Source organism: Collinsella sp. AF02-46-1 (assembly GCF_003465825.1).
Classification (GTDB): Bacteria; Actinomycetota; Coriobacteriia; order Coriobacteriales; family Coriobacteriaceae; genus Collinsella.
On the sequence record NZ_QSBV01000001.1, the window covers coordinates 186,538 to 212,478 of the forward strand.

General features: G+C 55.9%; 22 protein-coding genes. 5 read left to right on the forward strand and 17 right to left on the reverse strand.

Translation table 11 applies throughout. From position 1 onward, the window contains the following. Positions 1-33 precede the first annotated feature (33 nt). Positions 34-309 (forward strand): RICIN domain-containing protein, encoded by a 276-nt coding sequence (locus DWV20_RS00885; RefSeq protein WP_118256126.1) that lies wholly within the window; start codon positions 34-36, stop codon positions 307-309. 281 nt (positions 310-590) lie between these two features. Here the strand turns inward: DWV20_RS00885 and DWV20_RS00890 are convergent, their stop codons facing one another. The 16 genes from DWV20_RS00890 to DWV20_RS00965 form a co-directional block, all read right to left on the reverse strand. Next, entirely contained in the window at positions 591-2,015 is a 1,425-nt protein-coding gene (locus DWV20_RS00890) for a lipopolysaccharide biosynthesis protein (protein ID WP_118256127.1), read from the reverse strand. 40 nt (positions 2,016-2,055) lie between these two features. Next, positions 2,056-3,267, reverse strand: coding sequence for a Coenzyme F420 hydrogenase/dehydrogenase, beta subunit C-terminal domain (locus tag DWV20_RS00895; RefSeq protein ID WP_118256128.1), 1,212 nt, complete (start codon positions 3,265-3,267; stop codon positions 2,056-2,058). After that, positions 3,264-4,250 carry a glycosyltransferase family 2 protein gene (locus DWV20_RS00900; RefSeq protein ID WP_147346293.1) on the reverse strand — a complete coding sequence of 329 codons (987 nt, stop codon included), beginning with the start codon at positions 4,248-4,250 and terminating at the stop codon, positions 3,264-3,266. The genes DWV20_RS00895 and DWV20_RS00900 overlap by 4 nt, the downstream gene beginning before the upstream one ends. A 9-nt stretch (positions 4,251-4,259) precedes the next feature. Beyond that, positions 4,260-5,429: a sugar-transfer associated ATP-grasp domain-containing protein gene (locus tag DWV20_RS00905; protein ID WP_118256130.1), complete on the reverse strand. Its 1,170-nt coding sequence runs from the start codon at positions 5,427-5,429 to the stop codon at positions 4,260-4,262. Between the two features lie 28 nt (positions 5,430-5,457). Continuing rightward, positions 5,458-6,534 carry a polysaccharide pyruvyl transferase family protein gene (locus DWV20_RS00910; RefSeq protein WP_118256131.1) on the reverse strand — a complete coding sequence of 359 codons (1,077 nt, stop codon included), beginning with the start codon at positions 6,532-6,534 and terminating at the stop codon, positions 5,458-5,460. A gap of 33 nt (positions 6,535-6,567) precedes the next feature. After that, the gene (locus tag DWV20_RS00915; RefSeq protein ID WP_158566263.1) at positions 6,568-7,401 is read right to left on the reverse strand and encodes an ATP-grasp fold amidoligase family protein; all 834 of its coding nucleotides are present in this window, start codon (positions 7,399-7,401) and stop codon (positions 6,568-6,570) included. A 105-nt stretch (positions 7,402-7,506) separates the two neighbouring features. After that, positions 7,507-8,772, reverse strand: a complete 1,266-nt coding sequence (locus tag DWV20_RS00920) for an O-antigen ligase (RefSeq protein ID WP_147346294.1) — start codon at positions 8,770-8,772, stop codon at positions 7,507-7,509. Between the two features lie 120 nt (positions 8,773-8,892). Beyond that, positions 8,893-10,038 (reverse strand): radical SAM protein, encoded by a 1,146-nt coding sequence (locus DWV20_RS00925; RefSeq protein WP_118256134.1) that lies wholly within the window; start codon positions 10,036-10,038, stop codon positions 8,893-8,895. 5 nt (positions 10,039-10,043) lie between these two features. Further along, complete coding sequence (locus DWV20_RS00930; protein WP_118256135.1) at positions 10,044-11,306, reverse strand: glycosyltransferase family 4 protein; 1,263 nt, start codon at positions 11,304-11,306, stop codon at positions 10,044-10,046. Continuing rightward, complete coding sequence (locus DWV20_RS00935; protein WP_233539739.1) at positions 11,303-12,415, reverse strand: glycosyltransferase family 4 protein; 1,113 nt, start codon at positions 12,413-12,415, stop codon at positions 11,303-11,305. Before DWV20_RS00935 ends, DWV20_RS00930 begins: the two co-directional genes overlap by 4 nt. A 13-nt stretch (positions 12,416-12,428) precedes the next feature. After that, positions 12,429-13,475, reverse strand: coding sequence for an NAD-dependent epimerase/dehydratase family protein (locus tag DWV20_RS00940; RefSeq protein WP_118256137.1), 1,047 nt, complete (start codon positions 13,473-13,475; stop codon positions 12,429-12,431). Between the two features lie 9 nt (positions 13,476-13,484). After that, positions 13,485-14,744: a nucleotide sugar dehydrogenase gene (locus tag DWV20_RS00945; protein WP_118256138.1), complete on the reverse strand. Its 1,260-nt coding sequence runs from the start codon at positions 14,742-14,744 to the stop codon at positions 13,485-13,487. 38 nt (positions 14,745-14,782) lie between these two features. Continuing rightward, a complete protein-coding gene (locus tag DWV20_RS00950) occupies positions 14,783-15,532 on the reverse strand; it encodes a sugar transferase (RefSeq protein WP_233539740.1) in 750 nt (249 codons plus the stop codon). Positions 15,533-15,615: 83 nt separating this feature from the next. Continuing rightward, positions 15,616-16,206, reverse strand: a complete 591-nt coding sequence (locus tag DWV20_RS00955) for a hypothetical protein (RefSeq protein ID WP_118256139.1) — start codon at positions 16,204-16,206, stop codon at positions 15,616-15,618. Between the two features lie 326 nt (positions 16,207-16,532). After that, entirely contained in the window at positions 16,533-18,296 is a 1,764-nt protein-coding gene (gene thrS, locus DWV20_RS00960; RefSeq protein WP_118256140.1) for a threonine--tRNA ligase, read from the reverse strand. A gap of 225 nt (positions 18,297-18,521) precedes the next feature. After that, complete coding sequence (locus DWV20_RS00965; protein WP_055251579.1) at positions 18,522-18,953, reverse strand: zinc ribbon domain-containing protein; 432 nt, start codon at positions 18,951-18,953, stop codon at positions 18,522-18,524. A 485-nt stretch (positions 18,954-19,438) separates the two neighbouring features. Here DWV20_RS00965 and DWV20_RS00970 point away from each other — a divergent pair, with 485 nt between their 5' ends. The 4 genes from DWV20_RS00970 to DWV20_RS00985 all read left to right on the forward strand — a co-directional run bounded on the left by DWV20_RS00970 (position 19,439) and on the right by DWV20_RS00985 (position 24,008). After that, positions 19,439-20,893, forward strand: coding sequence for an NAD(P)/FAD-dependent oxidoreductase (locus tag DWV20_RS00970; protein WP_118256141.1), 1,455 nt, complete (start codon positions 19,439-19,441; stop codon positions 20,891-20,893). A 1-nt stretch (position 20,894) separates the two neighbouring features. Beyond that, the gene (locus DWV20_RS00975; protein WP_199581720.1) at positions 20,895-22,253 is read left to right on the forward strand and encodes an NAD(P)/FAD-dependent oxidoreductase; all 1,359 of its coding nucleotides are present in this window, start codon (positions 20,895-20,897) and stop codon (positions 22,251-22,253) included. Positions 22,254-22,256: 3 nt separating this feature from the next. Further along, complete coding sequence (locus tag DWV20_RS00980; protein ID WP_118256142.1) at positions 22,257-22,655, forward strand: DUF1667 domain-containing protein; 399 nt, start codon at positions 22,257-22,259, stop codon at positions 22,653-22,655. 264 nt (positions 22,656-22,919) lie between these two features. Beyond that, the gene (locus DWV20_RS00985; RefSeq protein ID WP_118256143.1) at positions 22,920-24,008 is read left to right on the forward strand and encodes a Xaa-Pro peptidase family protein; all 1,089 of its coding nucleotides are present in this window, start codon (positions 22,920-22,922) and stop codon (positions 24,006-24,008) included. Positions 24,009-24,355: 347 nt separating this feature from the next. Here the strand turns inward: DWV20_RS00985 and DWV20_RS00990 are convergent, their stop codons facing one another. Continuing rightward, a complete protein-coding gene (locus DWV20_RS00990) occupies positions 24,356-25,699 on the reverse strand; it encodes a folylpolyglutamate synthase/dihydrofolate synthase family protein (protein ID WP_118256144.1) in 1,344 nt (447 codons plus the stop codon). Positions 25,700-25,941 lie beyond the last annotated feature (242 nt).

Genomic DNA, 25,941 nt, shown 5'->3' on the forward strand with positions numbered 1-25,941 from the left:
CACACCGCGTCGCATCCTCCCTCGACGGGGGGGGTGGCCGTCGCGGCCTCCGCCTCAGGCTGTTCCCTGCCGTCGGGCGGGGGCGCGCTGACGTTCGAGCGCGACGGCGCCGCAGGCCTCTACAGGATCTCCTCGGGCGGCGCGCTGCTGACCGAGTCGGGCGACTGGGCGGTCCTGGCCGAGGCGGACGGCTCTGCCTCACAACTCTGGCGCGTCTCGACCTGCGAGGGCGGCCACGCCATCGTGTCCGCGTCGGGCATGACGCTCGACGACTTCGCGCAGTCGACCTCCGAGGGAAACCGAGTGTAGTTCTACGCGCACAACGGGGCTGCCGACCAGGCGTGGCTGCTCGCGGACCCGGCGATCCCCGCAGCAGACAGGGTCGAGACGGCATAGGATATCAACAGTATTCCAGATTCTAGGACGCAGGGCCGACTCGCTTCGGATCGGGCTCTACACCAACTTTCTCGACGCTACCCAAAATGGGTGCCGAGGCTCATACTTGCCCCGGCACCCATGTGCAATTTCTTCGGTACTGTTTCACAATAATCCGGAGAGCCCAAACGAGTAAATGCCCAATCAGACACCGCTTAAGCAGATTGCTTACGCTTTCCAACTACCTTCATACCCTTGCAAGCAATGTCTAAGAGGCCATTCCTAAGAACGAATAGAAGGGCAAAGAAAAGCAGAAACTCTGCAATTAGAATGCCAGGGGAGAACGGTGCGAAAGACAAAGCCACTTGGGCGCCAATCAAAACAAAGCTGGCAGCAATCTCTCCCCTGCGAAAATCAAGTTTAATAAACTTACGTGTATCACGCGCACGCACCGCAGCGATAACAGCATAGCTAATGGCAGTAGCGCCAGCAGCGCCCAAAATTCCACACGCCGGAACAAGAAGCAAAGTGAGCGCTATATTAACGATTGCGCCAATAGCGGTTGTAGAGAAGGCCTTCTTGCTTTCTTTAGTAACGACATACGTTGTTCCAAAGAAAGCGGCAACGCAGGAAAAGAGATTGGCAAGCGATAGCATAGCAACTGGCTGCCACGAGCCTTCATACGACGAACTCATGAGGAACGTGTAGACGGGGTAGGCAGACGCAGCGATAAGGGACGATGCCACAGCAAGAACCACAAAGATATAGCGAAAGACCGTCGACTGAAACCTAGCATTATCCGCAGATTCTCGTTCTTCAATTGCCGAAATCTGCCATGCCTGCATGAAAATATTGTAGACGATGTTCACAATTTGGGGGATCTTCTGGGCAACGTTGTAGATACCGTTTGCGCTGGCGCCAATAAAGAACAGTATTACATACCTATCGGAAGCCGACATAATCCACCACATAAGCGAGTTCGGAATTAGAGGTATGCAGTAGGTCAACATGGCATTTAGCGCATGTCTATTTAAGCTGGAGAACGCTAGGTAATTCCAAAGTCTACAGGAAACGATGATATGCAAAGCACCGATGAATTGCGCTACGACCATAGAAGCAAGGTATCCGCCAACACCTAGATGCCATACCGCAAGTGCAAGTACGTTCGAAAAGGCGGTAACAAATGTAATGACCACTCCATTAGCAGCAAATGCCTTTGATTTACCGATCCCGCGAAGAAGCTGCATGAATACATAGTTGAAGCTGGTCAAGCAAAGTAGGAGCAAGAAATAAACGACGTTATCACCAATAACGCTGAACATGCGAAACAACGGGAACAGTAGCCAGCAAATAAGCCAGCCAGCGATAACAACAAGAAGCGAATTCGACGCAATGGTCTTAACGTCGACTTCCTTTGAGACCGTGAATCGAAGAACAGCTTCGTTCATACCAACCATAGCAAATGGAACGAGCAAATTGACCGTAGTGGTAACAAGGTCAGCTGTGCCATACTCTGCGGTCGTTAAATAATAAGTATAAAAGGGAACAATGAGAAAGGTGATAACCTTGCTACCTAGGTTCCCAATAAAGAAAACCACAGAGTTCTTAACTAATTTCTTATATTTACTTTCTGCAGTCATCTGCCCATCCAAACCATATAGCGATTACAACGAATGCAGCCTAATTGCCGAGCATTCGCTTGAGCTTTCGTCTCAAACGAATAAAAAATGTATCCGTGAAGCTCCACCTCGAAGAAAGCTCCTTGATACTCGCCCCTTTGGCAAGAGCACGCATAAATTTGCATCTTTGAGGATGAGGAGCCACTGAAGCGGCAAGCGCAGGATTCCCGCCAATCACCTCGTCATAGCTAGAAGGCCCTATTTCGAGCTTAGGCGATATTCTTTCGAACCATTTCTTGCCTTTATCGGTATTGCACAGAACGGCAGAGACCCCCATAGAGGAATCAACTTCGGGATGAATGGAGGGGAATCCCCAAAAATCGCCAAGAGTTAAATCAGAGCCACATGAGCGCTTTGCCGGACAATCAAAACATGAAGAACGTAATGACGCGTTATCCAAAAATGCTCTCATATACCAATCGTCGCCATAACGTCCGCCGGTGACGCGACAATCGTCTTTCTCCGTCCTTGCGTAGTAAAGGACGGAGTAAGACGACCATCCGGTCGTCTTACTCCGGAAATTGACATCATCAATTTCAGAGTTTTGGGCAGAAGACTGGAATTCAATCCATTTTCTCCAGAGCAGAGGCGATGGGGCGCCGTGGCAGATAACGTCAGCAGAAATAAAGAAAGCGGAATCTGCTAGCTTGCCCAGATAGTTCCTCATGCCGGAAACCTGACAAGCAGTGCCCGTAAAGAAAACTAAGCGTTTCGCCAGAAGATATTCCTTGACCTCTCGATAAAGAGAAGCAGGAATCTCGCTTTGAACATATTTTGATCGTTGGAGTCTTTTAAGATCCTCTAAATCAGTAGCACACTCATGTCGAACCGTATGGCAGTGCTCCTGGAAAGAAGCCCCAACGACAACGCCATCGGACTTAATAGCAGCATCGGCAAGCACACCAAAGAGCCCTCCAGACGATGATTGCTGGAGAACATCACTTGAAAGAGACTTGGCCCAAGACACTTCAACAGGCTCGACAACGGGATTGCGACTTAATACGGGGCAAGTCGAGTCACAAGCACCACACCCGATACATAGGTCGGAATTGAAGCTGGGCCTTAAGAAGCCCGCCTCGTCCGGCGTCATCGAAAGACATCCCTTCGGGCATTTGGCAGAGCAGGCGCCGCATCCACAGCAGGAATCACCCAGAGAGATGATTTCTGGTGCCCTATCAGCCCTTCCCGACTGTTCTTGCTGAGTCATTCTCATTTCCTCTTCTTTACGGCACGCAATGTTGAATTAAATGCCCTCGAAACAATTCGTGGAGCGTTAAGATACATCGCTCTACGCACCCTATCGACACCACTTAGCTGAGAACTGTCACACTCGGTAAACCTAATAGCGTTAAATAATCGATCTTCCTCGTTCGAGCTCATTTGGCCCGAATCGATACCCATTCCAAGAATCCTCAAAGCCTCATGAACCTTGAACTGACGAAGATGACTAACGATCTCAGGACTGTTCCCTGGATAACCAATCATCTGATCAATAGCATCGAGAGAGCTTATCAAACTATGGTTGAAGCCGCTGGTGGTAGCGCTTCCAGGGCGATCCAAAATATTCCACAACGCAAGGGGCTCATAGTGAAGGCCGCGACATACCTTAAGATAGGTAAATACAAAAAGACCATCCTCGGTATGGGCAATCCGCTCATCAAACCTTAAGCCGCACCGTTCAATTAACTCACGAGAAAAAAGCTTATAGCAGGAACTGCCGATATGTATCGAATTGTAAACTCCAAAGCGGAGAATAGCGGCATCGGAGGATAGATCCTCAATGGACATGTCGACAATCTGATTGCCGCAAACCTCCAAGCCGTTAACCACAGAAACAAAATTTGCATCTGCAGCAATTAGGGCACCCGGTTTAAGGCTTTGCATCCGCATCATCTGCTCGCATGCTTCAGGTTCAAGCCAGTCATCAGAGTCGAGAAAGATAACATAGTCACCAGTCGCAAGATTCAGCGCATGGTTACGTGCGCGAGAGACACCGGAGTTTTCTTGCCGTGAAAGCACCACTCTTGAATCAGCAGAATACGTCTGGAGAACACTCCAAGTGCCATCAGACGACCCGTCGTCGACAACGACAACCTCAATGTCCTCATACGTCTGGGAAAGAGCGGAAGAGACACCGCGCCCGATATAATTCTCAACATTAAATGCGGGAATAATTATCGATACTTTGCCTTTCATAGGCGGCAACTACCCCAATTCTTTGTAACCGAATTTATATTTAAGCCGCTCGTGAGGAGCCAAATTGTTCATGAAACGAAGCCACTGAAGTATTTCCGCCGTTGCGTCACCAAACCCTGGAATGCCATTCGCCATCTGGGAAAGCCAAATAGAGCCTCCCCTAATATTGGCTTCAATAACAATCGGCGCGCCATCTTCCCCGATGGTAAAGTCCCAACTGATAAGGCCCATTTGAGGCATCAACGAATGCATGCGCTTCGCCGCATCAATAGCACCGGGAACACCAGCAATCTTATATCCCTGAAAAACAACCCCCGTGTCAGGATGTTTCTCGAACCGATCATTAAACTCAGTAAGGGCCGATGGTGCAAGCAAACCTTCATTTGAAATGCCAATGAACATGCCGCCAGCATGCGCATTATCCACCGCACTCTTTCCGCGACCAATCCTCATCAGCAGAGGTAAAGAACGGAGTTCGCCTTGCCAGCGGTATGTCATAATCCTCAGCGTATTAACGCTCTCAGGATGTAATTTAACCACTGAAGAATGGCATGAGATTACTTCTTGAACTGTAAAATCACTGCCGAGCAATTCGAATAATTCTCCAGCAGTAACACCCGTCGCAGCATCGACACCGGAAGCAAAGCAATAAGACCCGCAGCCTTCGCCCGAACAAGTCCCTACGGTCGGTTTTGCAAAGCAAGCACCACAGTTGCCAATTAAATTAAGTGCTGTCTCTTTGGAAATCTCTTTGAAGTCGGAATTGCGAAGAACCCCAGACGTGCTTGTAACGATTGGACGTGGAGTTCTAACCCCAGCTCTTTCGGCAAACAATGGAAGAAGATTCTTATCCTCAAATACGGTGGCATACGCCACCGGCATATTCATATATCGTTCAAACTCAGGGATAAACAGGAGTTCTGGAAAAAACCTGACATCGAACTTGCCAGAAATTGCAAGATTATGCCGATGCCATGTGTAAGGGATTTTTCTACCATAGTTCTCAACATAAAACTTGTCGATGGCACGCATTTGCTCGGAAGAGAGCTCGACATCACTGAGAATAGATTTTCTTTTGGGATCTTTAAACTTTGCAATTTCTGCCTGTCGAGCGCGATGAATCTTGACGTTCTCTAAGACATCATATAAGCCATCTTTAACATCTGATTTGAGAGACATGTGTTCTCCGATAACTGAAGGGACGAATTTAACGTGACAAAGCGTCTAATAAGTATGAATTGGAATATGCCCTGCGAATATCTATAGCACGGTCGATTCCAGAATAGTCGCAGTTAAGCGCGTTTGTCGCATCCGAAATACCCCACCGTTCCTCGAGGCCACACATCTGCAGCAAGGTGTTAATACGACTGTTCATGTTGGAACCGTTCGCATGTTTACGATCAAAAACGACAAAGGGACGCTTAAACAAAATCGAAAAAACCGATGCATGAAAACTATCGGTTAAGACACAGTCGGCCTTATCGATATAAGAAAGGAAATCCGAAGGATCACCGCCAAAATAGCGACAGTTAGGATTCATGTAGTCAATAATTTCATACCCGAGCGACTTCAACTCCGCCGTCAATTTAACCTGAGCATCAGACTGCTCGCCAAGATTAAATTGAAATACGTACTTCTGCTTGCAAGCCACAGGCTTTTCTATCTTACGCCATTGATTTGCAGTCAAAAGCATGGTCGGATCTAGGGTAACCGGCACTTTTCGACCAGTCAGTTCCTCTACAATGCGAGCTCCGGCATCTTCTCGCACACTAATATCCGAATAACATTCAAGAGCTTCCTTAAAGGAAGACGCCCAATTCTCGGGAAGAGATGCCAGGCCAAAACTGGCTGAGTATGCTACTCGTTTATTAGCGTCGGCAAATTGAAGAAGATAATCATTGGCGCATCTGCACTCCAGCGAATCGCCCCACCAAAGGGGATTCCAGACCTGGTCACTTCCGACAACAAAATAGTCGTACTCATCATTCAATTGAGACGAAATACCACTGCCGTTCGTTGAAATAATTCTTGTAGGAATTAGAGAATCTGTAAACTTAGAAAAAGCGGCATCGCGACCACGCTCCTTTTTAGTCCTGAACCTTATCGCACCGTTCTCCTTTTCAAAATACTTGTGAAAAATGGATTTAAGTGCAGATGATTTTTCAAGAGTAACGAGCGTATCTACATCATGCCCCATTTGGCTCAAAACGGTATGAAGCGCATAATTCTGAAGTCTATTGCCGTAATTAAAATTACCAAATAATGTAACGATACCAATTCTCATATTAATAATCACCTTATCGTGCTTCTAAACTAATTATTGATCCCCATAGGCAAGTGACAAATCAATGAGCGATCCGAGCCATAAATCGTTTTTCTCATCAATGGGATCAAGTCCGGCTCCATTAAACAGCGTTAACTCTCCGAAAACTAAGCGATCGCCCAGAACATACCAATCACAACGTACTTGAGGAATTCCCCTAGTGAGAACACTGCTCAACTCGAGCATTTTCTCAAGCTTTTCAGGCCGCTCGACCTCAACAGGAGAAACTGGGATGCCGGCCCAATCGATGGTGACTGGATTCCAATCCTGATCGTAATAGTTGCAAGTATGTTCACCAAACCTGCCCCTATGCACCTCAATTAGGCGAGGATTTCCGTTAAAGCACGTGACTTTATAGTCAACTAGGCCAGTATCGAAGCCTTCATCCTCGAGATACTCCTCCGCCATGACCATGGGGGTAACATCCTTATAGGGCCACTCCCTTGTCCACCAAAAATAATTACTCTTGAGATGTCTACGAAGAACCCTCTTGGCCGCATCAAAATCAAACGAGGACTTGTCGCGACAGATAGCAACTCCGCCGCTGTCATGATTCGTCTTAAGCACGAATTGTTCGGGAAGATTCTCGAGGCTTATGCTCTCGACACGGTCCCAAGAGTCATAAGTCTCAGAAACGTATTGAGCGCCAATTTTGTCGGCGACCCACTGCTTAACAGCCAGCTTGTCAACAAGGATATTGTAGAGAGGGTTACGATCATGAAGCTTTAGCCAGTTCAGCTTCTCGTTAAAGCCTTTTGGATTATCAAGATTGATGTTCTTTCCAATCAGCGCCCTATACATTATTTTTAAGTGAATTTCATCAGGCAAGCAGCGAGTCCATCCCCATTTTGAGATTAATGAGTAAGTTCTCAAAGGATGCTTCATATACTGAACTGCTTTACTAATTTTTCCCATTAATTATCTCCGTTGCTCTTACGCAGCATTTTGGCGGGAAATTGAATTCCACCGGAGGCTGCAAGTTATCGCGATAGCAAAGAAATACGTAATCAGGTTTGGAATCGTTGTGAATAGAGCTCCGCTCGTAAATGCATAGCTTAAAAAGAAAACCTGAATGCAAAGTGAAAGGCGTAGAAAAGCTTTTTGTTGCCCCTCCACAACCCTCGAAATAGTCGTGAAGGTTAATACAAAACTTGTTAGACAGCTAGCAAGAACCAAGGCAGTTCCAAAAAACCCGGTTTCATATAAAAGATTAAGGAGCTCATTGTGCGCCATATATGTAATAGTAAAACCGTCAGGCCAACGATAGCAGTAGCTAGTCCAGCCATGACCAAATAAAGGTGCCTGGGAAAGGCCATTAAGGGCGTAATTCCAAAGAAATGTCCTATTGTTAACGTTGTCCTCGAAGCTGGTACCACTGGAAAAGGTTGAATTCAATCTTTCGATTGTCGCCTCAACGCCAGGAACAAGAGGCGCAAGGATAGCCACGGCAAGCAGCACCAATACCGTGACTCCAATAGCCTTAAGATATTTATGGCTATTGCCAGAAAGCAAGTAAACCAAACCAATAGCAAAAATCCCGCACAACAAATGAGCCCTTTTTGTAGTCAAAACAAGAGCAATAAAGAAAATTAACGCAAGAATGCCGTAGAACCGTTTAGTTGAACTTGACTCGCTGCCATAAAAGGACATAGAGGAAGCAAGTATTAAGCCTATCGTGCAGAAAGTTCCATTATGACTATAGTGTGACGCTAAACCCGATCGATAGTCCATTGCCATTGGCACATTTGAATAGAACGTCGGTTTTATAAAACCAGTATAGAGCTGAGGCGCTACATAGCAGGCAATAGTTGCCAATGCAAAAATGAGTAAAACCCCAATAAAAACTTTAACGGCAGGCAGAATCCAATTAGAGTTTTCAGCTGCAAAATAACTAATAACAACTACGGAGACAAGGGCAATAGTTGCAGAAAGGTCGTAACCACCGCCCAGTACAAATCCGATAGCAGCCATGACAGCAACCGCGCCCCATGGCAATAGTGGCACGATTGCCCTCAGATCAAAGGACACAATCCTGCCACTTCGAACGGCAAGGGCAATCATCAGCATGATACTCAAAGCAAAAATAACAAAACTAATTCTATAAGTTATCAGAGAAGAGCAATAAGCAAATAAGCAGACGAAAAGAGCTATAACGCCAAACGCAAATTCACCTTTGCCCCGCATCTTCGGGCAATGCAAGCTTAGATACCTCCTCTTGCGAGTAGAAAAAAAGATGACTTGTCTTCCGAGCAAAATAACTAAGAAAACTTGCTATCTGCGCGCAAAATAGTAAGGCCAAAGGCCGACAACGCTATACCCCTACATTGCCTCATGCGTCTCGTATACGTGCGCATCGGCCTTGGACGCCTCGGACAGGCCGTCGTTGATCTTGGCACACAGGTCGCAGGTGGAGCAGGCGTCGAGCTGCTCCTTGGTGACGCGGCCCTCCTCATAATCACGAACGACCTTGAGCTCGTGCATGTCGTAGGGCCTCTTGGTGAAAAGGCCCTTCACCTTGTGCTTGAGCACCCACCAGCCGGGCTTCCAGATGTACTTGTGCATGGCTGGGCTCACCGAGCCGATCATCCAGCAGTTGCGGTCGCAGTGGCGAACCTTCGCGCGGACCTTCTCGGCCTGCTCGGAGTTCCAGAGCTCGTCCCAGGACTCCTCGTTGAGGTTGCCCATAACCTCCTTGTCCTTGGTGCCGTTGCAGGGCATGACGTCGCCGTAGGGGTCGATGAAGAAGGTGTCGAACGCCATGTCGCAAGGCAGCAGGCGCGGCTGGCCGTAGATGTAGTTGATGAGGCCGTGGTTGAAGTAGGCACGGAACCACTTCTTGGGGCTGTTGGACCTTAGCAGATCGTTGACCAGGTCCTCGAAGTTCTTGGCCACCATGGGGCGGTCGTGGATGATGTTCTTTGCCTCGACGAAGTAGAAGCTGTTGTGCAGCGACGCCGTGGCGAACTCCATGCCCAGCTCGTCGGAGATCTTATAGAGGGGCACCAGGTCGGGTGCGTTGAGGTCCTGGACCGTCATGCCGAAGCCCACGTCGGGGTGCTTGAGCTCGACGAGCTTCTTGAGCGTGGCGTAGCCGCGGTTGTATCCGTTATCCAGGCCGCGGATCTTGTCGTTGGTCTGCTGCAGGCCCTCGATGGAGATGCGGATGCCGACGTTGGGGAACTCCTCGCACAGGTCGATGATGCGGTCGGTGAAGAAGCCGTTGGTGGAGATGACGATGCGGTCGGACTTCTTGTAGAGCTCGCGCACGATGTCCTTGAGGTCCTGGCGGATGAAGGGCTCGCCGCCGGTGATGTTGGTGAAGTACATCTTGGGGAGCTTCTTGATGGTCTCGATGGAGAGCTCCTCCTCCGGGCGGCTCGGAGCCTTGTAGCGGTTGCACATGGTGCAGCGCGCGTTGCAGCGGTAGGTGACGATGACGGTACCGTTGAGTTTCTTTTCGGCCATGTGGATTAGTCCTCTTTCTTGGCGCATGCAGGATCAAGAATTGCTTCAAGCTTTTCGAGATGGTTCTGCGGTGTATATTTCATTAGCACGGCATTACGACCATTCATACCCTGACGTCTGGCTTCATCCGGATTCTCCAGGTAAAAGGCGATGGTTTTCGAAAGGGCATCAACGTCGCCCAGGGGAAGCACGGAACCAGTCTCCCCGTTCTCCACCAACTCCGGCATGCAGCCGATATCGAAAACAACAACCGGCTTGCCATGTGCGTAGGCCTCTAGCACGGTGTTGGGCATGTTCTCAAACCAAGTCGATGGGCAGAGAACGCAAGCGGCGCCGTCAATGAGGCGCTCCTTCTCCTCGCCCTTAACGAAGCCTACGAAATCTACGCGGTCCGATATGCCGGCCTCTTCTACAGCCGTTTTAATTGACGCAGCGTACTCGTCGTCGGTACGACCAGTGATCTTGAGCCTAACACCGCTGTTGCGCATGGCGGCATCTACGGTTAGATCAACGCCCTTTTCGGGACTGATCCTACCAAGATAGAGTGCGTACTTTCCCGCGGCAGGACAGACCTCAGACCGAGAAGGAGCCGTAGTAAACGTCGGAACAACATTAATCTTCTCCCCTGGTACACCGGACTTCTTGAGAAGGGACGCCGTGAACGCGGAGGGGCAGACGAATGCATCCACATAATCAAACAGGCGCTTGCAGCGGTGGAATTTCATCGACGCGATGCGTACTGCAGTTGTGGCCCTCGAGCCATGGCAGCAGGACATATCGGCAGCCTTGGAGTAATCACCGTTGATACAAGCAGTACAAACCTCCCCGTTGCAAAGGAAATCGGAACGGGGGCACATGATATTGAAATCCGAAAGCCTGTGGACAACCCTTACGCCTTCATCGTGACACGCTTTGAAGATGCTGGGAGAAAGCGCGTTAATCTGCTGCAGAACGTAAACGACGTCCGGCCTCTCGTCCTGAATGAGACGGCGGAGATTCTTATATGCCTCGCGGTTATAGAAAGCGCAGGAGAGCAAACGAGCGACGTTCTTCGGAGTCTTTTTAACGTTGTTAAAGTAGGCGTCACCCAACTCGCTCTTCCCATGGGGAAAATAGCGAGAATATGGCGTACCCTCATTGAGCGGGCTGCGGACCGAAAACGGAATAACAGTATGACCGGCGTCTTCGAGAAGGCGCTTAACGTTGAACATATAAATCTCGGGACCGCCCGAGACATAGTAGCGATAATTCGCCAAGATTATCTTCATCGGGCCTCTCCTTGATAAAGCTCGAGGGTCCGTTCGACGACGGAATCCCAGTCATAGTTATTTCTCACGCGCTCGCGAGCACTCTCGCCGAGCTTGTTGGCCCTTTCCGGATTATCCAGAAGGCCGCGAAGGACGCGAGTAAGCTCAGAAACGTTGCCTTTGGCAAAAGTTGCGCCGGCGCTTCCAAGAACGTCAGCGCATTCGGGCACATCGCTCGTAACGCAACATGTACCGTAGGACATGGCTTCCATAAGAGAAAGTGGCATACCTTCCACATCGGAAGGGAGCACGTAGACATATGCATTCGAATAGAGCTCGGCGAGAAGGTCACCCGTGACGAATCCAGTAAAAATAACGCGCGGGTCAGAACCAGCCCGCTTTCTAAGCTCAATCTCAAATGCATCGGTGTCAGAACCTCCGCCAGCAATGACCAAGCGCTTATCGGTATCGAGCCGACGGAAAGCATCAACGAGCAAATCACCGCGCTTCTCGGGCACCAGTCGGCCAAGATACAAGATGTAGTCGCCACGAGATAGGCCCCAACGCTCAGCGATTAAACTGGCATCAATACGCTCACGGATTTCCACTCCATTGTGTATGAGAGTGGCCTCACGACCGTATTCCTGCTTGAAGTAGCCCTCCGCAGACGACGACAGGACAATCAGCTCATTCGATTGGGTTGCAGCCGCCTTCTCGCCCATCTTGATACAAGTGCTAGCAAGTCGTCCCCACTTGGCCCTCTGCCAGTCAAGACCGTGGATCGTTGCAACGGTGCGAATTCCTGCCCGACGGGCAAGGGGAAGTGGAACACAGGGCCCTTCGGCGTGGTAATGAATCACGTCAGGACGGTCCTTAATCGCCTGTCGAGTCGCAAAATAGGACGAAGAAAGTGCAGCAAGGCCCTTCTTATCAATTGTCTTTACCGGCACAATACGAACACCGTCAGCGATGCGCTCGGAAAGGGATGTCGCCTCACCGGTCATTACGTCGGAGCCGGAGCGATCGTAACATGTAACCTCATGCCCAAGAGCAGCCATACGACGCGCCAGTTCCGTGACAACGACTTCGACCCCACCTTCGCGAGAGCCAAACCGCTTATGCCCAATCATTGCGATTCGCACGCTAGCAACAGCCCCCGTAATAGCGCTTATACCACTTGGCGAAGGCCCTCAGGCCGTCCTCGAGCGGCGTCGCGGGCTTGTAGCCCAGGTCGCGCTGGAGCGCCGTGGTGTCGGCGTAGGTGACGGGCACGTCGCCGGGCTGCATCGGCACGAGCTGCTTGTGGGCCTCAAAGTCGTAATCGGTGGGAAGCACGCCCTCCTCCACCAGCACGCGCTGCAGCGTGTCGACGAAGTCGAGCAGGTTCTCGGGATGAGAGTTGCCGATGTTGTAGACGCGGTGCGCGGCGAGGGGCAGCCCGTCCTCGCCCATCTTCACCTCGGGGGCGGCGTCCATGACGCGCTTGACGCCCTCGACGATGTCGTCGACGTAGGTGAAGTCGCGGCGGCAGTCGCCCATGTTGAAAATCTTGATGGTCTCCCCGCGGCGCAGCTTCTCCGTGAAGCCGAAGTAGGCCATGTCGGGCCTGCCCATGGGGCCGTAAACCGTGAAGAAGCGCAGGCCGGTGGCCGGGATGGAGTAGAGCTTGGAGTAGGCGGCGGCCATGAGCTCGTTGGACTTCTTGGTGGCGGCGTAGAGCGACACCGGCGAGTCGACGCGGTCCTCCTCGGAGAACGGCACCTTCTTGTTGCCGCCGTAGACCGAGCTGGAGCTCGCGTAGACCAGGTGCTTGACCGGGTGGTGGCGGCAGGCCTCGAGCACGTTGAAGAAGCCGACGAGGTTGCTCTCCAGGTAGGCGCGCGGGTTCTCGATGGAGTAGCGAACGCCCGCCTGGGCGGCGAGGTTCACAACGACGTCGAAGCCGTTCTGTGCGAACAAGCGCTCGATGAGGGCGGCATCGCACAGGTCGCCGCGCACGAAGGTGAAGCGGCCGTCTGTGTCGGCTTCGGCCAGCATGCGCAGGCGCGCGTCCTTGATGCCGGGGTCGTAGTAGCTGTTGAGGTTGTCGAGTCCGACGATGGCGTCATCGGTTTCCTCGATCAGCTTCTTGACGAGGAACGCACCGATGAACCCGGCGGCTCCTGTGACGAGGACTTTTCTATTTGCCATTCATACCACCTAGTCTCGTTTGAACAAGTCGCGTGAATAGACCTTGTCAGCCACGTCCGCGAGCTCGTCGCTCCAGCGGTTCGCGACGATCACGTCGCAGCCGGCCTTGAAGGCCTCCAGGTCGTGGGTCACTTCGGAGCCGAAGAACTCCGGCGCGTCCAGCGTGGGCTCGTAGACCACCACGGGCACGCCCTTGGCCTTCACGCGCTTCATGACGCCCTGGATGGAGCTCGCGCGGAAGTTGTCGGAGTTGGACTTCATCGTCAGGCGGTAGACGCCAACGACCGGCTTCGGCTTGCCCTCGTACACGCGGTCCCACACCATCTGCAGCACCTCGTCGGCGACGAAGTCCTTGCGCGTGCGGTTGGCCTCCACGATGGCCTCGATCAGGTTCTGGGGCACGTCCTTGTAGTTGGCGAGCAGCTGCTTGGTGTCCTTGGGCAGGCAGTAGCCGCCGTAGCCGAAGCTGGGGTTGTTGTAGTGGCTGCCGATGCGCGGCTCCAGGCAGACGCCGTCGATGACGTCGCGGGTGTTGAGCCCGCGGACCTCGCAGTAGGTGTCGAGCTCGTTGAAGTAGGCGACGCGAAGCGCCAGGTAGGTGTTGGCGAACAGCTTCACGGCCTCGGCTTCGGTGGTGCCCAGCACGAGCTCCGGGATGCCCTTGGTGCCGTCGGCGTTCACGCGCTCCAGCTCGGCGGGGTCGGCGCCCTGTGCGAGCAGGCCGGCGAACTTCTCGGCGGCTATAACGGCCTCAGCGTCATCCTTCGGCGCGCCCACCACGATGCGGCTGGGGTGCAGGTTGTCGTAGAGCGCCCTGCTCTCTCGCAGGAACTCGGGGCTGAAGAAGATCTTGCTGTCGCCCAGCCTATCGCGAAGCCCCGCGGTGTAGCCCACGGGGATCGTCGACTTGATGACGATCCAGGCGTCCGGATTCACCGAGCGCACTGCGGCGATGGCGGCCTCGACGGAGCTCGTGTCGAAGAAGTTCCTGTCCGAGTCGTAGTTGGTGGGCGTGGCGATGACGGCGTAGTCGGCGCCCGTGTAGGCCTCCGCCACGTCGACGGTGGCGTGCAGGTCGAGCTTTCGCTCCCCCGCCTTTGCCTCCGCCAGGAAGCGCTCGATCTCGTCGTCCTGGATGGGCGACTGGTAGCTGTTGATCTTCTCGACCTTCTCGGGCACGATGTCCAGCGCGTGGACCTCGTTGTGCTGCGAGAGCAGGACGGCGAGGGACAGGCCGACGTAGCCGGTGCCGGCGACGGCAATCTTCATTTTCTTCTCCGATTCGAATCGAGCATTAGAGTTAGGCATTAGTACGCATCGCTTCCGTTGAAGACCTCAAGAACCGTGAGGAGGACGATCTTGAGGTCCATGACGATTCCGCGCTTGGCTATGTACTCGAGATCACGGCGGACCATGCCGTCGAACCCGGTGGAGTTTCGCTCCGTCACCTGCCAGAGCCCCGTAATACCTGGCTTCACTGCTAGCCTCTGCAAGTCGTACTCGGTGTACTCAGCGACCTCGTTGGGCAGCGGCGGGCGCGGGCCTACCACGGACATCTGGCCCAGGAACACGTTCAGGAACTGCGGGAACTCGTCGATGGAATGCTTGCGGATGAACTTGCCGATCCTGGTGACGCGCGGGTCCTCCTTCATCTTGAACATGGCGCCGGCGATCTCGTTCTGCTCCTTGAGCTCGGCGAGGCGCTCGTCGGCGTCCTTGTACATGGAGCGGAACTTCCACATGCGGAAGGTTGATAGGCTGCCGTCTGGGCGGGTCTGACCAACGCGGATCTGGCTGTAGAAGGGGCTGCCCTCGCTCTCCATGCGGATGGCCGCCGCCAGCACCAAGCTGGGGATCGCGATAACGACGAGCACGGCACCGCTGAACACGATGTCGAACGCGCGCTTGACGGTGCGGTAGGCTAGGCGCGAGCGATCCCAGTCCATGATGGATTGCATAGCGTTGTAGCGGCCGACGCCCTCACGCCGGTCCATGGCCTGAGCAATCAGCGCCGCCCCCACGGGCGCATTTGTCTCTGTTACTTCTTTAGCAGCCACAATAAAACTTACGTTCCTGTCCCCAGGAACCCCCCCCCATCTATGAATCCAAAATCAAGTAATTTGCCGGCGCAACGTCTCCCTTACGTTTTGCTGGGCACGTCTAACGGAAGCAGCTCCCTAAATGTGGAGTCACCCTCGCCCACGTCTACCAGGCACCAGCGCTTATGACGGTCTATCTTCTTTACACGGGCCTCTTGCCCCACCAAGGGCCCCTGTTCTATGTGCAACACGCCGTCTTCTATGCGCGCGACGCTGTTGCGCACCACGCCGTCGTCGTCCAGAACGCTGCGGTACCAGTCCTGTGCGTCGTCCGGCATGGGCATGTACGCCCGCTCCCTACTGCCGGCGATGCGGCAGCCAAAGCTCAGCTGGGCCAAAGCCCTATCGAGCACAGCGGCATCGTGCGTGGCGACGAAGAAATATTCCTTGTACATGGGTTTGGTTTGGAGCGACCATGCGCCGTCCCGCTTAAACCAGAACTCCTTTTGCATCACAAAAGCGTCCTGCATCAGCTCGTGCGGGATAATGCAGCGGACCTTTTCGCAGGTCTCGCGCTCTTTTCCATGGGGGGTGTGGACCAGATACCAGCGAACGCGGCCGTGCTGGCTGTTGGTAGTGGCGCCGTTAAATGCGCCCGGCAGCTGTTCTTGGCGCCGTGCCGTCTGTTCCATGTTCTCGCCCCCTCTTTTGGCTTTGCGATGCACGCAAATGCAGGGGCGTTTAGAACAGGCTTCTCGCTCGCAGCTAGGCGCAGTCGCAAAAGTACAGGTTTTTGTATCTTTCGACAGACGACATTATACGAGCAATTAATCAGCGTTTACCCAGATTACGCAAAATGTACTGCTAGTAGGTACATCTCCATACCCCTCTACAAAAACCTGTACCTTTTTGTGCAATAAGAAAAGCCGCTCAACCAGCGGCTTTTCTTATTTGGGCATGAAAAAAGGCGACCGACCTATGCGGACGGTCGCCTTTGTTAATTGTTGTGAAGCTTGCCTTAAGCGCGAGTCTTGATCTCCTCGAGCACCTTCGCAACAAACTCGTCAACGCTCATCTGAACGGTCTCGTTGGAGCGATCGCGGACGGAGATGTTGCCGGCCTCGACCTCTTTCTCGCCCAGGATGAGCATGTAGGGCACGCGGTCGATGCTGCGGGCCTCGCGGATCTTGTAGCCGATCTTCTCGTCGCGGTCGTCGCAGACCACGCGAATGCCGGCCTCCTCCAGCTTGGCGCACACCTCGTGCGCGTAGTCGCGGCTCTTCTCGGAAACCGGAAGTGCCTTGACCTGCACGGGAGCCAACCAGGTGGGGAACTTGCCCGCAAAGTGCTCAATCAGAATGCCGATAAAGCGCTCGATGGAGCCAAAGCATACGCGGTGCAGCATGATGGGGCGCTTCTTGGTGCCGTCGGCGTCCACGTACTCCAGATCAAAGTTGAGCGGCATCTGGAAGTCGAGCTGAACGGTACCGCACTGCCAAGTACGGCCGAGCGAATCCTCCAGGTGGAAGTCGATCTTGGGGCCGTAGAAGGCGCCGTCGCCCTCGTTGACCTCGTAGTCCATACCCAGCTTCTCCAGAGCGGTGCGCAGGCCCTCCTCGGCGCGCGCCCAGTCCTCGTCCGAACCCATGGAGTCCTCGGGGCGGGTGGAAAGCTCAACGTGGTACTTAAAGCCAAACTTCTGGTACACGGAGTCGATGAGGTTGACCACGCCCACGATCTCGTCGGTCAGCTGGTCGGGGCGCACAAACAGGTGGGCGTCATCTTGGTTAAAGCAGCGCACGCGGAACAGGCCGTGCAGGGCGCCGCGCAGCTCGTGGCGATGCACCAGGCCAATCTCGCCGGCACGGATGGGCAGCTCGCGGTAGGAGTGCGGCTTGGAGGCGTACACCAGCACGCCGCCCGGGCAGTTCATGGGCTTAATGCAGTACTCTTCGTCGTCAATGACGGTGGAGTACATGTTGTCCTTGTAGTGGTCCCAGTGGCCACTGGTCTTCCACAGCTGCTTGTTCATGATGAGCGGCGTGGAGATCTCCACGTAGCCGGCCTTGTGGTGGATCTCGCGCCAGTAGTCCAGCAGCGTGTTCTTAAGGATCATGCCGTTGGGCAGGAAGAACGGGAAGCCGGGGGCCTCGTCGCGCATCATAAAGAGGTCCATCTCGCGGCCGATCTTGCGGTGGTCGCGTTTCTTGGCCTCCTCCAGCATGCGCATGTGCTCGTCGAGCTCCTCCTTGGTGGCAAAGGCGACGCCGTTGATGCGGGTGAGCATCTTGTTGTCCTTGTCGCCCTTCCAGTAGGCGCCCGAGACGCCGGTAAGCTTAAAGGCCTTCAGCGCCTTGGTGTAGCAGATGTGGGGGCCGACACACATGTCGATGTAGTCGCCCTGCTGGTAGAAGGTAATGCGGGCGTCGTCGTCCAGGTCGCCGATGTGCTCGACCTTGTACTTCTCGCCGCGCTCCTCCATAAGGGCGATGGCCTCGGCGCGGGGCTTCTCGTACACGGAAAACTTGAGGTTCTCCTTGACGATCTTCTTCATCTCGGCCTCGATCGCGGGGAAGTCGTCCTCGCTGATCTTGACGCCCTCGGGCAGGTCGACGTCGTAGTAGAAGCCGTTGTCGGTCGCGGGACCGTAGGCAAAGTCGGCCTGGGGGTACAGGCGCTTGATGGCCTGCGCCATGATATGCGCGGCAGAGTGGCGGATGACGTGCGTGACCTCGTCCTGCGGGAGCTCGGCCACCGAACCGTCATTGTAGAGTGCCTTCATGGGTATGTTTTCTCCTCTCGGATGCCTAATGCAAGTGCGTGCGATGCGCTCGGCGTTTTAACTTGCATCATTATAGGCAGGTTGCCTTGGTATACAAGCGCCCGACGCACCTTAATGGCACGGCGGGCGATTTTCTACGCATGCTTCATCGTGTGGGGCGAGACTGCGGGGCGCGCGTGGCTTGCGGCGTGCCCGTGGCTTGCGGCCGGCCCGGCGATGGATGCGTTACTGGATGCGAGTTCGGCAGTAGGGACAGACCTTCCAGTGCGCATCGAGCGGGCGATGACAGCTGGGGCATACGTTGCGAACCTGAGTATCGCACACCGGGCAGACGACGAAGTCCTTCTCGATAGGCGCGCCGCACTGCGGACAGGTGCCGTACTGGGCAAGTTGGCGCTCGCGCAGGGCCATGTCCAACTCCTGCTCCTCGCGGTCGGACGCGTAGGAGTGCGGGCGCAAGACCAGGTAGGCAATGAGGCCTACAAACGGGATGAGGGCGATGATGCCCCATGCCACGTAGGCGCTGGCGCCGCGGCGGCGAGCGTCAATGAACACATAGACGACCGACAGCACATACAGGGCGATGATAAAGCCAACGAAGGCATAGACGACGCCCATAAGCTGCGGCGACATGAGCTCGGAGATGTACTTGGACATTACGGATACCTTTCGGAATATTTATAATCCGGTCAAGTTTACCACGGGGTTTGTTTATATGGGACTACGGCTGGGTACGGGGCCGGCGCGGACACAAACATCTCAATCTGTAACAAGTGGGAGCGGAATCCGGGTCTAGGTGTTACAGATCGAGACACAGGGGTCCCTCCCCGACTTCAATCTCGATCTGTAACAACTGGGGCCCCAAAACCCCTCTTACTGTTACAGATCGAGACATTCAAAATCCGCCGGAAGGTTTGTCTTGATCTGTAACATCTAGAACCCAGATCGTCAGCTAACTGTTACAGGTCGAGACGAACGGTTGCCGCAGCTGTCGACAGACGAGGTCAACATCCGTGCCGGGTCTCCCCTTGCCTGCCGTTGGCGGGTGTTGCGGGGCTGTTCGCCGCATTGCCGCCGCACCGGGGGTGTGCAGACCGTAAGATAGTCCTATTGACAGCCTGTCAACTTGTCTGGGAGGCACTGTGACGGAAACGTTTGATATCGCGATTGTGGGCGCGGGCATTACCGGATGCGCCATCGCGCGGCAGCTCGCGCGCTATGACCTGTCCATTTGCGTGGTCGAGGCGGCCAACGACATCGCGCTGGGCGCGTCGAAGGCCAACGGCGGCCTGGTGCATGCCGGCTACGATCCGACACCGGGCACCGTAAAGGCGCAGGTCAACGCCCGTGGCTGCGAGTTGTACGGTGCGTGGGCGCAGGAGCTGGGCTTTCTGTTCTGCCGCACCGGGTCGATGGTGTTGGGCTTTAACGACGAGGACCGCGCGCATCTGGAAAAGCTGCGCCAGAATGGCCTGGCCAACGGGGTGCCCGAGCTGTCAATCGTCGGACCCGACCGCATCCACGAATTAGAACCGCGCGCCAGTACCAAGGCGACATGCGCGCTGTGGTGCCCCTCGACTGGGTTTGTCGACCCGTTTGAGGTTGCCATCGCCGCGCTGGAGAACGCCGTGGCCAACGGGGTGATGTTTATGCGCTCCGCACCGGTGGAAGCGATTGAAGTCGCGAGCTCGGGCGAAGACGCACGCTTTGCGCTGGCAACCCCCGCTGGCAACGTGCGCTGCCGCTACCTGATCAACGCCGCGGGCAACGGAGCCGCGGACATCTCGCATATGGCGGGCGCCGAGGAGTTCCATATGGTCTGGCGTCAGGGCAACATCGTGGTGCTGGACAAGGAGCCGCGCACGCTCATGCCGCTCTACCCCGTTCCGACGCCGATATCGAAAGGCGTCATCGTGACGGGGACCGTTCATGGCAACACCGTGATTACCGCGACGGCCGCCGTGCGCGAGCCGGGCGACACGCAGACCTATGCGAGCGATGTAAACGCGCTCCTGAACGGCGCGCGCAAGCTGGTGCCCGACCTGGAGACGCGCCGCGTGGTTCGTGCGTTTGCCGGCGGGCGTCCGGTCATTCGGGGAACGAACGACTTCTTTATTGGACAGTCGGCCGTGGTGCCGGGGCTCTTCCAAGCGGCGGGCATTCAGTCCCCAGGCGTGGCGAGCGCGCCTGCCATTGCCGAGCGCATGGAGCTTGTGATGCGTGAGGCGGGCGTGGAGCTGCACGAGCGGGCGGACTGGAATCCAATTCGCCGCGCGCCGGACGACTTTGACCGCGCACCGCTGGCTCGCAAGGAAGAACTCATTGAGTCCGATCCCGCGTGGGGGCAGATCGCCTGCCGCTGCGAAACGGTGCCCGAGGCCGAGATTGTGGCCGCGATCCGACGCCGTCCGGGCGCGATTTCGGTCGAGGGCGTCAAGCGCCGCTGCCGCGCCGGCATGGGTCGGTGCCAAAGCGGTTTTTGCCAGAGCCGCGTGGTGGCGATCCTGGCGCGCGAGCTGGGCTGCGACCCCAGCGAAGTGCTGTTGGAGGATGCCGGATCTTGGCTGGTCGAGGGACCTTTGAAGGGGGTGCGCTAGGATGGCGGAATTCAAATCGAGTGCGATTGATTGCGGCGTCGTTGAGGCCGTGGCAACGCAGGCCTTCGACGTGGTCGTTATCGGCGGCGGACCCGCCGGCATGGCGGCCGCGATGGCCGCGCATAAGGCGGGCGCACGCGTGGCCATCGTGGAGCGCGAGCAGCACCTGGGCGGCATCCTCCGCCAATGCATCCACCCCGGCTTTGGCCTGTCGCACTTTAAACAGGAGCTCACCGGTCCCGAGTACGCGCAGCGCATTATCGACCAGGTGCACGCAACCGACATTGCGCTGTTCCTGAACAGCATGGTGCTTGGGATTGATTCAGGCGAGCCTACGGAAGACACCGCGGTCCATACCGTCACGCTCATGAGCCGCGACGGCATGCTGCAGCTCACCGGGCGCGCGATCGTCCTTGCCATGGGTTGCCGCGAGCGAACGCGCAGCGAGATCAAGATCCCTGGTAGCCGACCCGCCGGCGTGTTTACGGCCGGCTTGGCGCAGCGATACATCAATATCGAAAACCTCAAGCCCGGCTCGCGCGCCGTCATTTTGGGCTCAGGTGACATCGGGCTGATCATGGCGCGCCGCTGCACGCTCGAGGGGATTTCGGTCGAGGGCGTGTACGAACTCATGCCATACGCCAACGGTCTGCGCCGAAACGTCAAGAACTGCCTGGACGACTTTGGCATTCCGCTGCACCTGTCCACCACCGTCACGCGCGTGATCGGACACGATCGCGTGGAGGCCGTCGAGGTGAGCCAAGTCGACGAGCACCTGGCACCCATTCCGGGAACCGAGCGCATCGTTCCGTGCGACACGCTGCTGCTTTCGGTGGGTCTGATTCCCGAAAACGAGCTTTCGGTAGGCGCGGGCGTTGAGCTTGACCCACGTACGCGCGGCGCCGTGGTGGACCAGAACCTGCAAACGGGCGTGCCGGGCATCTTTGCCTGCGGCAACGTGCTGCACGTGCACGACCTGGCAGACAATGTAACGACCGAGTCCGAGCGCGCCGGCGCGGCCGCGGCGGCGTACGCGCTGGGTGACGGAGCCGAAACGAACGCGGTCGCGGACACGAGCTGCGAGCTCACGGTCTCCCCTGCCGGCATTGCGGGCTACGCGCTGCCGGGACGCATTACGGCTGTGGCGCTCACCAAGCTCAACTTCCGCGTACGCCGGCCGGTCGATACCGCTCGAGTACGCATCTTGGCCAACGGCGAAGAAATGTTTGCGGGCAAAGTCCGCGCGTTTAAACCGAGCGTCATGGAAAGCTTCCCGCTGCCGGCTAAGGTGATTCAACGCGCACTCGACCTGGGTGCCAGCGAAATCGTCCTGTCCGTCGATCCCGTTGAGGAGGCATAGCTCATGAGTACGAATGTGACCGAGACGCTGCGGTTCAACTGCACCACCTGCCCATCCGAGTGCCTCCTGACCGTAGAGGCGGAGCACGACGCCAATGGCACCGTGGTGGAAGTGCGCTCCGTAACCGGTAACAACTGCCCGCGCGGCGATACGTTCGCACATCAAGAGCTCACCTGCCCCATGCGCGTGCTCACAACGACCGTGGCCGTCTCCGGCGGCGACGAAGCCCTTCTCCCCGTGCGCACGGCCGAAGCCATCCCGCTGGAGCTTCACGCCCAAGCTATGGACCTCATCCGCGGCGTGGTCGTCGAGGGAGCCATCCGCATGGGCGACGTCGTGCTAGAGAACCTCCTAGACACCAACATCAACCTTATCGCCAGCATGGACATCGACCGAGCCTAAGTAGCTAATTGGGGACGGGGCTCTTTAGCTAATTAGGGACGGAGCTCTTTTAGCTACCCGCCCATCCACCCGGTCCTCCTCCGCAGTTGCGGTGAAATACGGACTGTTTTATGGCTTCAGGCCGCTAAACAGTCCGTATTTCACCGCAACTTATGAGGGCGCGCATGGGATGCAAAGGAGTGTCCCGAAGTGCCGGCATAAAAGGAACGTCCCTATGTACCGGGCTTGGGATACCATGGTGGCAGCCTAGCGAAAGGATGTTTCATGGCACATGTCGATGACCAGCGCGTGGCGCGCGTGCTCGATGCGCTCGAGGCTCAGCACCCCGGTGCGCAGCTGCTCGTGAATGACCCGTGGTCGATCTATTACCTAACCGGCTTTTATGCCGATATGTTCGAGCGTTTTTGCGGCGTGCTGCTCGCGCGCGGTGCCGAGCCGGTGATCCTAGTCAACGCCCTGCACCAGCTGCCAGAGTATGACAATGCCCGCGTTGCCTACCACACCGATACCGATATCGTGACCGATGCCATCGCTCGCGAGATCGATCCGACCAAGCCGCTTGGCATCGACACTGTCATGCGTTCTGGCTTCTTAATGCCCCTCATGGAGCGCCACGCCGCCAGCGAGTTTTTCCTGGGTGACTTTGCCGTCACCGCCGCGCGCACCCACAAGGATGCCACCGAGCAGGAGCTCATGCGCGCGTCCTCCGCCGCCAACGACGCCGTGATGGCCGATGCCATCAAACTCGTCCACGAAGGCGTGACGGAGCGCGAAATCGCCGACCAGATGCTCGGCTTGTATCGCAAGCACGGCTGCGAGGGCTTTAGCTTTCCTCCCATCGTAAGCTTTGGCGCCAACGCCGGCGACCCGCACCACGAGCCCGACGGCACCGTGCTCAAGCGCGGCAACGTGGTGCTGTTCGACATTGGCGGACGCCATCGCAACTACTGCTCGGACATGACGCGCACGTTCTTTTGGGGCGAGCCGGACGAGGAGACGGCACGCATCTACGACATCGTGCGCCGCGCCAACGAGGCCGCCGAAGCGCTCATCGCACCGGGCGTGCGCATGTGCGACCTGGACCGCGCCGCACGCGATGTGATCGAGGACGCAGGCTATGGGCAGTACTTTACGCACCGCTTGGGACACTCGATCGGCCTGCAGGACCACGAGCCGGGCGACGTCTCGCTGGTCAACGAGCAAGTCGTAGAGCCAGGCATGACGTTCTCCATCGAACCGGGTATATACCTCCCCGGTCACACCGGCGTCCGCATCGAGGACCTAGCCCTGGTGACCGAGAACGGCGTCGAGATTCTCAACGCCTACCCCCACGATCCGGTCCGCTTAGACTAGGCAATGCGGCAAAGGGGCTGTCCCTTTGCCGCATCACATGAATGCCGCCACAAAAACGGCCTATCTACTACGTTTAGCCCGCGTGGGTCGACCATACCCGTGTTTTCGCAAAACTGGCAAGCCCTTTACCTGCGGTTTTGATTTCGCAATTCTCGGTATGGTTGAGGGTTACCGGTCAAACGTAGTAAATAGGCCCATTTCGTGGCAAGCGAGTCAACTCGGGGCACAGGGCAGCCAAAAAGCCCCGTCCCAAATTGACTGCTTTTGAGTTGCGGTGATATACGGACTGTTTGAGGCTTCTTGCTTGTAAAACAGTCCGTTTTCACCGCAACTGATGTGGGGATGGGTTAACGGAGCAGGCCCGCTACTTCGCCGGCCAGGGTGATGGTGCCGGCGGCAACGAAAGCCTCGCCCGCGGCATCGAGGGCCGCGAGGGCCTCGGGCACGCTGGGATACACACCCGCGAGCTTGTCGGCGTCCACTAGGGCGGCGAGCTCCTGTGCGGGCAAGGCGCGATCGGAATCGGTCTGGGTTACGACCACGCGGGGGAACGCCGGAACCAGAACGTCAACGATACCCGCCACGTCCTTATCGGCCAGCGCGGCGCACAGCAGCGTGGGGCGATTCTCTACGCACGAATCGATCTCGTCCAGTGCGCTCACAAAGTTCTCGCAGCTCTGAGGGTTATGACAGGCGTCGATCAGCTTGAGCGGATTGGTTCCCAGCACATCAAAGCGACCCGGCGTGGGGCAGCCCATAAGCGACGCATCGAGCTTGTCATGATCGAGCTCGCGACCCAGATACCCCTCGCACAGCATGATCGCACACGCGGCATTCTGCGGCTGATACGCCGGCTTAACCATGCTCGACGTATAGATGGCACGCGGCGTAGTACAGCTAAACTCCACGGTATCGCCCACGTGCTCCGGCACCTTGGTCGTGGCATGGTTCACCACCAGCGGCACAATGCCGCACTCGCAACAACGCGCATCCATCACGCGCTGAACACTCACCTCATGCGTGCCCTCGCCCAAAACAACCAGGCGCCCAGGCTTAATAACCGCAGCCTTCTCCCCCGCAATAGCCTCGAGCGTATCGCCCAAAATTCGTGTGTGGTCGAGCCCGATGCCGGTAATGGCAACGGCGACGGGATCGGTCGCGCTCGTAGCATCCCAGCGTCCGCCCATGCCAACCTCGAGCACGGCAACATCCACCGCAGCCTCGGCAAACACGACAAGCGCGGCAGCCGTCAGCAAGTCAAACGGCGTGATGGAATAGGCGCGCTCCCCCGCCGCCACACGACGGGCATTCACTCGATGTCCCGCCTCAACAGCGGCAGAAACGCCACGGGCAAACGCCTCATCGCTCACAACGCGCCCGTCAACCTCCATGCGCTCGGGATAACGCACCAGCTGCGGCGACGTATACAGTGCGGTCTTTAACCCCTCACCACGAAGGATGGCAGCCGAAAAACGCGTGGTCGAAGTCTTGCCATTAGTACCGGCAACCTGAATGCAATCGAAATACTCATCCGGACGCCCGAGCTCATCGAGCATATCGACAACCGTCTCGAGCAAAGGACCAGCATCCCCGGAAATCCGCCCCGTATCAGCAGCCAGCCCAACAGCCTCATCAAACGAAAGCAAATCAAACTCAAAAGGAACGGTATACAAGCCGGAACGCTTAGGCATTTTTAGAACCGCCATTCATAGAAAAATAAAACAGTATAGGTTGAGGATAGTCAGCGAAAACGCCTCTGATGAGCCAAGGTGCCGTGAAACAAGGGCGCATAGGGCTTATGCCCATGCGCCCGAAGTTGAACGGCAGATTGGCCATCAGAGGCGTTTGCAGCGTCGAGTCAGCCGCCGTTCGTTAGAACGGCGGAATAGGTGTCCGCAGCGGAGAGCAAAGCATCGGGACGCGCCCCCGAGTA